The following is an 11,852-nucleotide window of genomic DNA, read 5'->3' on the forward strand; positions in this document are numbered from 1 at the left end:
CGGCAGAACGCCAATGCAGACCTTGCTTGAGGGTAAGGCGGTTTGGGAATCGAAGAATGTGAACCAAATCTAATCTGACAGACACTGCATTACAAGCGGGTAACTGTCAGATCATGTCTGAGCTAGTACAGCTTAGCTTTTGCAACCATTTCTCTCTATCAATTTCCTCAGTACGATACCAATCTTTAAATCCGCCGGAAATATTCGACTTTAACCAATAGTCGAACTCTGGGCCTTCTTTCTTAGAAAAATCTACACTGCGGTTTCGTCTACGAAATGGCATTGCTTTCTCCTTTTTCGCGTTGGTTCACAACATAGGAAACAGTAACATCTGTGTGAGGGACAGGTCTAATTGTACTTTTAAAAGATTTTGATTCCACAATAGTTAAACTACTATTAGTAGAACTCCATTTTCTGCATAGTAGTAAATCGTCTCAGCGATACTGGTATAAATAGCGGGTGACAAGAATCTGACCAGAAGAGTTAAGTATCAGCATCTCGAGCGTGCACGCAACTAGAATTCGACAAGCTAGTACTGTCCATTAGCTTTCAGTATCGACCCGTGTCACGAAGAAAATATCCGATTATTTGCATTGATGGATTTTATCAATTTAACGTAGTGCATAAATTATACACATCCATCGGAGCAAGATTTTCGTACCCCTCACATGATGGAAACCATCGAATTTACTTCCTCAGCACTTTGTCAATCGTTATGGGAAGCTCGTAGATACGATTGCCAGTGGCATGAAATATGGCGTTGGCTACAGCTGCGGAGGTACCGACAATGCCGATTTCTCCCACACCCTTTACTCCCAACACGTTGACCTTTCGGTCAATTTCTTCGACGAAAATAACGTCTATATCGTAAATATCGGCGTTTGACGGAATATGATATTCGGCAAAGTTATGGTTCATGAATCGACCGGCACTATTGTCCAACATCCCTTCTTCGCATAGGGCCTTGCTAATGCCCCAAACTACGCCTCCCGAAATCTGATTTTTCGCTGTCTTGGGGTTCAGAATCTTTCCTGCAGCTACCGCGTTGACAACGCGGGTAACGCGTACCTGGCCCAGTTCCTCGTCCACTTTGACCTCAACAAATACGGCTGAATGGGCGTAACTGGAGTATTGCTTGTCGCTCGCTTTATTGGGTTCTGCACTGGCTTCAGCTTCCATTTTCTGCTTGCCGCAGCACCGAAGTACATCTACGAGAGACAGGCGCAGACTGTGATCAGATTTTAGGACGATGGCCTCGTCAGAGAAAGCCAGGTCGTCAACGCTCGCCCGCCCGAAAGGTGAAGACTTCAATTTTATCGCTTGGTTCGCGATCTCTTTTCTTAGTGCTTCGCAGGCCATCATGACGGCAGAACCGAATGAAGCTGCACCTGATGATCCGCCCTCTATGGGTGCTGGCGGCAAGGAAGAGTCACCGAGTTTCGTCGTGATGCGAGACATGGGAAGGCCAAGTGTGTCGGCGGCAATTTGCGTGAGAATTGTATAGGTTCCGGTTCCGATATCTGCAGCGGCACTGGCTATTTCCAGAATGCCGTCGTTGGAAAACGTAGCGCGCGCGCTTGCTTTCTGCTGAAATGCTTCCCAGATACCGGTAGCCATGCCCCAGCCGACTAGTTCGCGTCCGTCTCGCATCGAACGCGGTTCGCCAGTACGCTTATTCCAGCCGAAGTGTTCAGCGCCTTGTGCGTAGCAGGCTTTGAGTTCTTTGCTGGTAAAGTCCCTGTTCTCGATTGCGTCTCGCTCAGCGTAGTTTTTTAGCCGGAATTCCAGTGGATCCATGCGAACAAGGTAAGCCATCTCGTCGATTGCCTGTTCGAAGGCGTTTACACCGGTGGCGGCACCGGGGGCGCGCATGTCGGTAGGAGTGTAAAGATCTAGCCTTGCGAGACGATAGCTTAGCTCTACATTTGGGCAGTGATAGAGCAAGCCGCTCCATTTGACAACTGACTCCTCAAAATCTTCGAGTTGCGAAGTGTTTCCTATAGAGTCGTGCATAATGGAAGTCAGTGTTCCATTGCGTTCGGCGGCCAGCGAGATTGTTTGTAACGCCTCAGGCCTGTAGCCAATTGTAAACATCTGTTCGCGGGACAGCACGACGCGAACGGAACGTTTAAGTTCGCGAGCCGCCATCACTGCCAAGAAAAGTTGGTATTGCGGTCGAATAGCCAGCCCGAACGCGCCGCCCACATAGGGTGAAATGACCTGAACATCGCTCTTGGGAAACTCGAACGCTTCACACACAAAGTCATGTGTCTGTTTTGGACCTTGTGTCTTGTCATGCACCGTAATGCCACATTTCTCGCGCCATATTACGGTAGAGGCGTGGGGCGCCATAGGGTTGTGGTGTTCAATTGAGAAATGGTACTCTGTGCGATTTTTGATTGGCGCTGAAAAATAAGCTTCTGCCGCGTTACCGCGCGAATCCGGCGTCTTCTTCGCGATTGCTTTCGTTTCCGATGATAAATTGGAATTATCGCGTGCAGCCAATAAACTGGTTTGATGTGAATCGGCCGCGTACTGCACTTCGATCAAAGACGATGCATAGCGAGCCGTTTCTGCGTCTTCCGCAACAATGAGAGCAATCGGTTGACCGCTATAATGTATTTCCCGGTCCGCCAGCGGGCGAAAATGGGCAGTAGGCGTGTCCTTGTTCTTATGACTGTGATTGTACCAGGCGAGGTCGGGCCGGTTTTCGTGTGTAAAGACGGCAATAACGCCAGGTAAAGTGAGTGCCTTGGTTGTGTCGATGCGTTGGATAAGACCTCTGGCAATGCTGCTATTAAGAACAACCCCGTGCGCCAGGTCAGCAGCGGTGAAATCGGATGAATATTTGGCTTCGCCCGTCACCTTGGCGCGCCCGTCCACGCGGTCTACGCTATGTCCTACATAACGTTCTCCAACAGCGCCAACTGCTGCGGAAGCGGATACTTCGGTTAGTTTATTCATTTGATGTATGCTCCTCACGCAATCTTCTTGTCGATCTGTGACTGCGGCGTTCCTGCGGCGGCCTGCTCCAGAGCCCGTATAATCGCACTGCGTGCCAAGAAAACTTTGAAGTCATTGTCTCCGTGGCCGTCAGCGCCGTTCAATATCAGATCAGCAGCCTCGCCAAAGGCCTGATGACAGGGTCGCTTTCCTTTCAGGCATTCCTCTGCTGCCGTGTCGCGCCAAGGCTTATGGGCCACGCCTCCTAGAGCCAGGCGAGCCGTCGTGATTGCGTCTTCCTCGATCCGCAGAGCGGCGGCAACCGAAACCAACGCGAAAGCATAGGACAGGCGATCACGCAGCTTGAGATAACTGTAGTTTGTCGAAAAGCTGCCTGCAGGTAATTCCACCGATGTAACCAATTCCCCAGACTTCAAGGTGGTATCTACTTCAGGATGTTCGCCGGGAAGACGATGAAAATCAGCAAAAGCGATCTTGCGTTTGCCGTCGGGGCCGATAACATGCACAATTGCTCCGAGCGCGGCCAGCGCGACACACATGTCGGAAGGATTCGTGGCGATACAGTGATCACTTGTGCCAAGGATCGCATGGATCCGGTTTGTGCCGCCAATGGCGCCACAGCCTGAGCCGGGCCTGCGTTTATTACAGGGCATGGCAGTGTCATAGAAATAGTAGCAGCGAGTGCGTTGCAGCAAATTTCCACCTGTCGTGGCGGCGTTCCTGAGTTGCGGCGAAGCTCCGGCGCGGATCGCGCTAGCAAGCAGGGGGTAATGCTGCAATACTCGCTCATCGTAGGCAATTTGGCTATTAGTCGTTAGCGCGCCGAGTAGCAGGCCGCCATCTTCGGCTTTCACTATCGCTTTAAGCGGGAGATGGGTAATGTCTATAAGATGCGTTGGTCGTTCAACGTTCTCCTTCATAAGATCAAGCAAATTTGTTCCGCCAGCTATATATTTAGATCTACTGTCCTTTGAAGCTGCGCGAACAGCTTCTTCTATATCGCGTGCTCGGGTGTAAGTGAAAGGAGTCATATTGGGCCTTCTTTGGCTTGTAATACCTCTTCGACTGCCGTAACGATGTTGGGATAGGCTCCACAGCGGCACAGATTGCCACTCATCAACTCACGAATTTCGTCATGAGTCTTTGCGTGCCCCTCTTTTACGAGGCCAATCGCTGACAGAATTTGGCCCGACGTGCAATAACCGCATTGAAAAGCATCGTATTTTACGAAAGCCTCTTGCAAAGCATGAAGTCTTCCGTCAGTCTCCAGACCTTCCACTGTGGTGATGTCAGCGCCGTCTTTCATGACAGCAAGCGTGAGACAGGAATTGACTCGTACGCCGTCAACCAGGACAGTACAGGCGCCGCACTGTCCATGATCACAGCCTTTCTTCGTGCCGGTCAGGTCGAGCCGATCGCGCAAGGCGTCGAGCAGGGTGATCCATGGTGCAATGTCAATATGATGACCTAATCCGTTGACGTGCAAAACAATGGACTTTGTGTGAAGATCGGACTTTCCTGCACTCGATTTCGTATCGCGTCGCTTATTCATGAGCATGTCCTTTAAAAGAGCCTCGAGGATCTTCTCTAACAATAGACTGCGCTTAGATTCTCCGGGATCAAAATGACGTGGAAACCCTCATGGCTGAAATCAATTTAGCGCATAAACCGGGACGACGTAAAGAATTTATGTTTGGACGACACCTCTAGTAACAGACTGCTCGCTATTGCTACATCTCTGTTTTTGGTCAAATGCCGCTATCCACAAGCGGGGTAAGCGTATGCGTGGCAGAGGCATTAACATTTAGATTCTAATACGAAAGCAAGCAGTCCACAAAAAAGCGTATGATTTTTTGAAAGGGCACGCATGTGTCTGCTCTCTTTTAACAAAAGGAAGTGCTACTTTTTTCCCATATTTCATACTCTCTTTGCTGCACTGTTTAGTTGAATGGAGACCAATATGCACGAAAGAAACGGCAGTCAAATTATCCAGGATTGGCCGGAAGAATCCAGAGAGGCAACGCAACTGGTCCTTGATAAGTATGGCGATCCACAAGAGACTACCCCAACGACACTTGTCTGGCTTAATCCCGGACCATGGAAGCGGATCGTAGCATCCAAAACGTTCTATCAGCACAATTTTCCAGCTCCTCATATAGACTGCATTGAGTCGGTTATCGATTATCAAGTTCCTGTTGATAAATTCGACGAACTTGCCAAATTTGACGGCAGTGTAATCGTTGAAAGGACCGCCGGCGAAGTTTCTGCTCGCTGTCATGACGAAGAAGCAAATTTTCTGGCTCTCAATTTAATGCACGATATCGTTACGGGAGAAAAAAATGTCGCAGAAGCGCGGGCCTACTATGGTAAGGAGTTCTTAGACTATCGCAAAAAGAAGCCGACGCCGTATATGCAAAAGTTGAGGTTTCAGTCTGCGCTACAAAGTAAAGCAGGTGACCCAGACGACTCCATACTGTCTGACGACGACCTTAAGTCAGCTGTCAGAGAAGGCAAGCGGGACACCGATGTCGGGTAGGCAGACGAAAAATGGCGCCATGATCATATCCGCTACTCTATAAACGAGGCGGTTCTTCTACCTTCGACCATATCGATACAGAAGTAAAAGAGGGTAAATGTTCGTTAATAGCGCCGCGAGAAATCCCGGACTATGTTTAAGATGTTGATATAGGCTGGCCATTTCGGTATACAGCCTTGTCTCTTTATGAGGTGATATGGTGATAAATGACGACACTATCCAAGATAAATCTGCAAAAGCTGCTGAAAACACCCAGGCGGCGGCTGAAAGTTTACTTGACGATCCCAGGAGGGAAATTAAACGAATAGCATCGCAGGCCGCGGGGGATGCATCGTACGCCGTGAACTCAATTTTTGGGTCCATCGAAGACTCTACCCGCCGAAGCCCCGGCTGTGCTTTGCTTGTTGCTGGCCTGGTTGGAATATGTATTGGCCGCCATATTTATAAGAAATAGCCCGGCAATAATGGCTTTGTAGCTGTGGTCCCATAGGCGGACTGCGCGCGCGAGACCCCTTAATCGGCGCCCATGCCGTTTTGACCGTCTGTCAGTAGGAACTCATACGCCGAGATAACTATGGTGTTGAATGATCCGCTAGTTTTAATCCTTATCTACTTTATCTTGCCGCTTTGGTTAATCGAGGGGTTTGCCGATTGGGTCTACCATCGCAAATCACACATCGAAAGCACCTCGGGACCCAAAGAATCAGTACTTCATTTTCTGCAATTCGGAGAAGTTGGGGTCGCGCTTTTGGCAGCACTTAAACACTAAAAACGAAAACGCCCCATAGGAACAAATCACGGCTCCGTTGGGGCGGCACAGCCCAAGAGATAGGATTGACTTTTGTACTGTACTCCAAGATTGTATCAGAGGTGTCAATACTGGTAATTACCCTCGCCGAACCGCCGTTTCGAGTCATTTAGACCCGTATACGGTTGATTTGCGAAAGTTTTAGCTGCCGCATATTGGTTTTCAAACCTCCCCCCTGCTTAAGAACAGGATCTACCAATCACACTTACATGCTTGGTAATTATTTTTGAGATTTTATTATGAATAAAGGACCAAGAGATCCTGGTAGTTTTGCTATTCCAGCCGTATCAATTTTAGCTAGCAAACGATATGGCTTGGGCACTCCCGGTTCGTAAACATTTTCACCATCTAAACGGTAAATCGTGTTCATTTCGGCGTCAAAAACGTAGTCACTATTGTTGATTTCTCCTATTTTTATTCCATGCGCGTCAATTACAGTAAAACAGCCTTTACTATAATCAATCTTCTTTTTTGTTTTTTTCAATAGAATCTACATATTGATTTCGGCGCTCTCGCCCTCAAGAGCGTCGTTAGTTGAAATCGTATTGCTCACATGTTACATATAAATATATACAACTCTGGGCAGCTACGCATGGAAGAAAAGTATAAGGACGCGCATATTCGTATTTTGAACAGAACATTGTTTAAATATAAATCAGCAAGAAAAGCCGGTGATCATGTAAGGGCGAGCGGGTATATGCTTCAGGTCAAAGAGTTAATTCATAACCTTAGGATGCTGAACTCTAATGACTAATAAAAAGTTCCGGCAAAACTTTTGAGAGCTCAAAAAAAGCCCCTGCTTTTCACTTCTAAAACTACTAAAATCGACAGGCGTAACTTGTTCTAAATTCGTTACTCTTTTGTTATTGTTCCTATTGACAAGTAGCGTATATTAAAAGGGGCTCCTGTAGATTATATCCTAAGAATTCTACTTGGGATAGCAGTCTCAGCTGAGAAAAATCTATCTCCACCAAGGTTACCGCATGCAACGAATTAACATAATTATTCCAACATTCAATCGTGCCGGATTGATAGTAAATGCAGTCAACGCCGCATTGCGTCAAAGTTATCCAAACAAACAGATAACCATAATTGATGATGGCTCGACCGATGACACTCGTCAAGTATTGACACCCTTTTTTAGGCATCCTGATGTAGTCTATATCCGTCTTGCTCGAAATATGCGAACTGCACAAGCCAAGAATACAGGTATTGCACTTTCCAAGGCAGATGCCATTACCTTTCACGATTCCGACGATCTACCGATGCCAGACAAGTTGCTAATGCAGGCCCGCACGCTATTTAGTACCTCTGTTGTCACTGACCGCAGCCTTAATTGGGCGACCTTTGGGTGCGAACTGCACCGCACCATTTCGATATCACTGGTGCTGACCGAACATGAGCTGGTCCGGCGTGACGGGACACGCCTAGTTGTGCAACACGCGTTGAGCATGGTGGATGATTTCTTTCCAAATATGCAGGGCGGATCAGGGCAATCGGGAGACTGGATTCTGATCAATGCCGGTTTGTTTGATGCCCAGATTTTTGTCCGTCACGGCGGATATCGCGACTGTCTTGAAGAGGATAGGGAATTGCGCAACAGGCTGATGATGACGGGCGAAGTGATACATCTTATTCCGCAAGTATTGTTGAGCAAATTCGAATATGACGACTCACTAACAGTTGCGCAGTCTTCAAATTATTACAGTGAGCGTCGTCTGCAGGATCGGGCAGCGATTTGGAATGATATCGCACAATGGCAGCGAGGCGCAGAGATTGCCGCGCAGCCTATTGATCTGTCTGATATTGAAATTGACTTTATTTCCAATCCGGAGATGCTGGCTGTTTCAGAAGCCATGATGACGCCGTCAACACGGGACCGGCTGCAACAGCAATTGCATTCGGCAAAAACAGCATGAGAAGGCTGAAAATCGCCATTGTGGACAGTTTCTGCCCGCGCCCTTACGATGGGCAGACATGGGAGCATGAAGCAATGGGTGGAACCGAGCTGACTGCGTCGCGTATCGCAGAAATGCTGGCTTCCCATCATGATATGGCCGTACTGCAGCATTGCCGCACCGAGACTGTGATTAGTGCCAACGGGACTCGATATGAACCGGGGGGGCAATGGCGTCGTATGGCCGCAGAGCGAAGATTTGACGTTGTTATTATTATTAACTCGGTCAAGCTTTTGGCGCTCTGGCGTAAGCACGCTCAAACTGATACCCGTCTGATCCTATGGCGACACAATTTCATCGGCAAGGCGCACCGGCACACTGGCCAATTGCTAGAGAACGCTGATGCCAGCATGTTGTGTGTTTCCCACTATCATAGGCGTCATACCCTGGAGATGCTGGGCCTTGTCGAAGCTTCACGCATCGCTCGTAGAATCGGCGTGGTCTACAACCCCGTTATAACCGTTTCGGATGGAACAAAAGAACCGGTAGCGCCGGCAGTGGATACTAACCAGTTGCTGTTTGCCAGCTCGCCGCATAAGGGTTTACATCAGGTTCTGAAAAATTTCTCACTTTTGAAGGAAAGTATCCCCCAGTTGTCGCTAATCGTCTGCACGCCCGGATATCTTGAACGAACGCTACCAGCGTGTGCTGGTGTGCATTATATGGGCAAACTTAGACCTGCCGAAGTCCACGCCCATATGCGCCGCAGCCTATGCTTATTCAACGCGCAATCGGAGTTTGCTGAGACTTTTGGGCTAGTGTTTGCCGAGGCGCACAGTGTTGGCACACCCGTTATCGCCCAGCGCGGCCTGGGATCGGTGAACGAAGTCGTGGGTGATGCACAGGGGCAGGCGCTGGATGTCAATGATGTAGCGCAGGTGCACGCTTCGATCGCGCGCTGGCGCGCTGGTCAGCGTCCATGCGTCGCACTCAATGCGGCGTTCGCCGCGAATGTAGTGAAGAGCGACTGGATGCGTTTGCTGAACGCAGATGAGATTCGTCATAACGTGTGCTGGCATAAAACTGAGAGCAGTTCCTATGACCTATGAGACATTGAATTTCGATGACCCTCTACTTGCTGCCCTACCAGAGCTCGAGCAGGCCTTGTACGATCGAGCAACGGAGGTGGATACGCAGCGCATGAGTCTGGACGTGGAAATGGACCTGCTTCGCAAAGCTGGTCTGTTATTGGCGTGCGCCCCTCCAACGTACGGCGGTCAGGGATTGGGCTGTAATTCTGACCGCCACAGTGTTCTGACGGCATTTGCAGTATTACGCGCGCTGGGACGGGCATCCCTGTCGGTAGCGAGGCTTTATGAAGGACATATGAACGCCGTAAAGCTTGTGGTGCTTTATGCCAGCGATGCGCAGAAGACGCAGTTGCTGGCCCGCCTGGCCGAAGGCCAGCTATGGGGGGTATGGGGTGCCGACGGTGCAACTCCTTTGAGTGGATCGCTCATTTCAGACACGCCAACAGGCCCCCGGCGTTATATGCTGCACGGGCAAAAAGCATTTGCTTCTGGTCTGGGGCTATTGGACCAGGCGATAGTGACCTTCAATAAGGGCCCCGACGGTGTCGCCCTGGCCTTAGTCAATGTTAGTGAACCGAAAAGACAGGATAAGGCAGCCTGGCGAGCATCGGGCATGAAGGCCACCTGGTCAGGCGTTTATGATTTTGAAGGAGTGCAGATTGACGCTTCGGTATTGATTGGCAAGCCTGGCGATTATATAAAAGAACCCTATTTTGAGGGGGGGATTTGGCGGTACTGTGCAGCGCAACATGGGGCAGTCGAACAAATAGTGCGGCTGTGGCGTGCCAGGCTGGAGCAGAGAGGTCGCGCAGAAGATCCAATACAGCTCAGCCGCCTAGCCCGCGCCCGCGCGCGTTTGATAGCCGTGTACGCAATGTTGCGCGATGCGTGTTTGCAAGTCGAAACCTTCGTAGCGACAAAACCGAGTACCGGAAATTTCGGTTTGGAGGACGACAGACGCAATGCTGTCGAAATGGCGCTGCTGGCGCGGGAAATGACCGAAGAAATGGCCGTGGTCGTGATGGATGATGCAAAAAAGTCTCTGGGTGTGGAAGCGCATTTACCGCAGTCGGATCTGGAAAGAATCTTCCGAGATCTGTCCCTGTATTTGCGACAGGCCGGTCCGGACGGCAAACTACTTAACGCAGGCCGCCTATATCTTGCTCAGTCCGAAGAAAGGACGCGTTTATGGTAACGCCTCTGAATCAGGGTCCGCTGCTGGCCCGTGCCGCCCATGCACCTGCCATCAGCCTTGATGCACTGTCAGGGACCGGGAATGTTCTGATACTATCGCCGCACCCGGATGACGAGACGCTGGGCTGTGCTCAAGCGATCTCAGCGGTCTGTGAGCAGGGACGCAAGGTGATCGTAGTGGTAGCGACCAATGGCAACCTTTCCCATCCCCGTTCCAAGCGTTATCCAAAGCCTGTGCTAGCAGCATTGCGTAAGCAAGAATGTCTCGACGCACTGGACGTGCTGGGTGGGGTGGCTGTTACACCGGTGTTTCTGGATTACGATGACCAGGGCTCTCCTTCTACAGTGCAGGCGCAACAGGCGTGCGTAGCGCAACTGGAGGCCCTCGCGGTGGCCCACGAAGTCACAGCCATCTGGACGTGCTGGGAGCACGACCCGCATTGCGATCATCAACGGGTTGCACAGCTTGGTGAATGGCTGCAGGCTCGTCAGCCCGCTATGGCGCTCTACAAGTATCCGATTTGGGGCCGATTCCTACCTGAGCTTCCGCTGCTTAGTGGGACGCTGTATCAATTTTCGGCGCATAGCGGCATCGACCGAAAAGCCCGGGCGATTGCCTGTTACCGGTCCCAAACGACATCGCTGATTGATGATGACCCCGAAGGTTTCGTCATGGATCCGCACACAAAAGCGCACTTTCTGCAAACTCCCGAACTATTCATCCAAAGCGGCCCCCCGACGCGGGCACAGGAGTTCGACGCGTTGTACCTGAATGATCCCGATCCCTGGCGATTTCTCACTTCTGAATATGAGCAGAACAAGTACGCCGCGACGCTGGCCGCATTGCCACAGAAGCGGTATCGCTGCGCTATTGAAGCCGGTTGTTCTATAGGCGTGCTCACCGAAAAGCTGTCATCGCGCTGTGGTCAGGTTATCGGGCTGGATATCTCCGGAGTGGCAATTGCACTGGCGCGGGCTCGTAGCACGCAAGCTAATCAGGTCCGATTCATCCAGGCCTGCTTGCCCGACGAATGGCCCGATGTGTCTGCGGATCTGATTGTCCTATCAGAAATTCTGTATTTTTTGCAGGCTTGGCAAATAGAAGAACTGGCCCGACGTGTGGCTCAAAGCTGGGAAGAAAATGGCGATTGCGTCCTGGTCAATTTTTCCGGAGATACCTGTCAGGCATTGCAAGGAGAGCAGGCCGAAGAGGTGTTTTTTGAGGCTATCCAGCGCTTTGCTGAAGTTTCCCGTATTTCACGCGAAGCATTTGACGGCTTTGTAGTGATGGTACTGAAAAAGAGGGGTGCCAGTGTAAGTTGAAAGAATGCGGAGCCAGTATCCAAACTGAACATTACAGT

General features: G+C 50.2%; 10 protein-coding genes. 6 read left to right on the forward strand and 4 right to left on the reverse strand.

Annotated elements, in window-relative coordinates; all coding sequences use genetic code 11:
- Nucleotides 1-687: 687 nt before the first annotated feature.
- Genes W822_RS45485 through W822_RS45490 form a run of 3 tightly spaced genes read right to left on the reverse strand, consistent with a single transcriptional unit; the run spans nucleotide 688 to nucleotide 4,516 of the window.
- The gene (locus W822_RS45485; protein ID WP_024007501.1) at nucleotides 688-2,964 is read right to left on the reverse strand and encodes a xanthine dehydrogenase family protein molybdopterin-binding subunit; all 2,277 of its coding nucleotides are present in this window, start codon (nucleotides 2,962-2,964) and stop codon (nucleotides 688-690) included.
- 14 nt (nucleotides 2,965-2,978) lie between these two features.
- Nucleotides 2,979-3,995 (reverse strand): FAD binding domain-containing protein, encoded by a 1,017-nt coding sequence (locus W822_RS0124245; RefSeq protein ID WP_031243843.1) that lies wholly within the window; start codon nucleotides 3,993-3,995, stop codon nucleotides 2,979-2,981.
- On the reverse strand, nucleotides 3,992-4,516 hold the full coding sequence (locus W822_RS45490; RefSeq protein ID WP_051401892.1) for a (2Fe-2S)-binding protein: 525 nt from the start codon (nucleotides 4,514-4,516) through the stop codon (nucleotides 3,992-3,994). Before W822_RS45490 ends, W822_RS0124245 begins: the two co-directional genes overlap by 4 nt.
- Nucleotides 4,517-4,924: 408 nt before the next feature.
- On the opposite strand from W822_RS45490, the gene W822_RS45495 reads away from it, so the two are divergent.
- A complete protein-coding gene (locus W822_RS45495; protein WP_024007504.1) occupies nucleotides 4,925-5,500 on the forward strand; it encodes a hypothetical protein in 576 nt (191 codons plus the stop codon).
- Between the two features lie 196 nt (nucleotides 5,501-5,696).
- Nucleotides 5,697-5,954 carry a hypothetical protein gene (locus W822_RS45500; protein ID WP_024007505.1) on the forward strand — a complete coding sequence of 86 codons (258 nt, stop codon included), beginning with the start codon at nucleotides 5,697-5,699 and terminating at the stop codon, nucleotides 5,952-5,954.
- Between the two features lie 574 nt (nucleotides 5,955-6,528).
- On the opposite strand, the gene W822_RS46480 is transcribed toward W822_RS45500, so the two are convergent.
- Nucleotides 6,529-6,792: a hypothetical protein gene (locus tag W822_RS46480; RefSeq protein WP_155848235.1), complete on the reverse strand. Its 264-nt coding sequence runs from the start codon at nucleotides 6,790-6,792 to the stop codon at nucleotides 6,529-6,531.
- Nucleotides 6,793-7,291: 499 nt separating this feature from the next.
- Here W822_RS46480 and W822_RS45515 point away from each other — a divergent pair, with 499 nt between their 5' ends.
- The 4 genes from W822_RS45515 to W822_RS46045 are packed head-to-tail and all read left to right on the forward strand — an operon-like array spanning nucleotide 7,292 to nucleotide 11,814.
- Nucleotides 7,292-8,227: a glycosyltransferase gene (locus W822_RS45515; RefSeq protein WP_081724492.1), complete on the forward strand. Its 936-nt coding sequence runs from the start codon at nucleotides 7,292-7,294 to the stop codon at nucleotides 8,225-8,227.
- Complete coding sequence (locus W822_RS45520) at nucleotides 8,224-9,315, forward strand: glycosyltransferase family 4 protein (RefSeq protein WP_024007509.1); 1,092 nt, start codon at nucleotides 8,224-8,226, stop codon at nucleotides 9,313-9,315. The genes W822_RS45515 and W822_RS45520 overlap by 4 nt, the downstream gene beginning before the upstream one ends.
- A complete protein-coding gene (locus W822_RS45525) occupies nucleotides 9,305-10,492 on the forward strand; it encodes an acyl-CoA dehydrogenase family protein (protein ID WP_051401891.1) in 1,188 nt (395 codons plus the stop codon). Before W822_RS45520 ends, W822_RS45525 begins: the two co-directional genes overlap by 11 nt.
- Nucleotides 10,486-11,814, forward strand: coding sequence for a bifunctional PIG-L family deacetylase/class I SAM-dependent methyltransferase (locus W822_RS46045; RefSeq protein ID WP_024007511.1), 1,329 nt, complete (start codon nucleotides 10,486-10,488; stop codon nucleotides 11,812-11,814). The genes W822_RS45525 and W822_RS46045 overlap by 7 nt, the downstream gene beginning before the upstream one ends.
- The last annotated feature ends 38 nt before the right edge of the window (nucleotides 11,815-11,852 follow it).

This window comes from Advenella kashmirensis W13003 (assembly GCF_000506985.1).
Classification (GTDB): domain Bacteria; phylum Pseudomonadota; class Gammaproteobacteria; order Burkholderiales; family Burkholderiaceae_B; genus Advenella; species Advenella kashmirensis_A.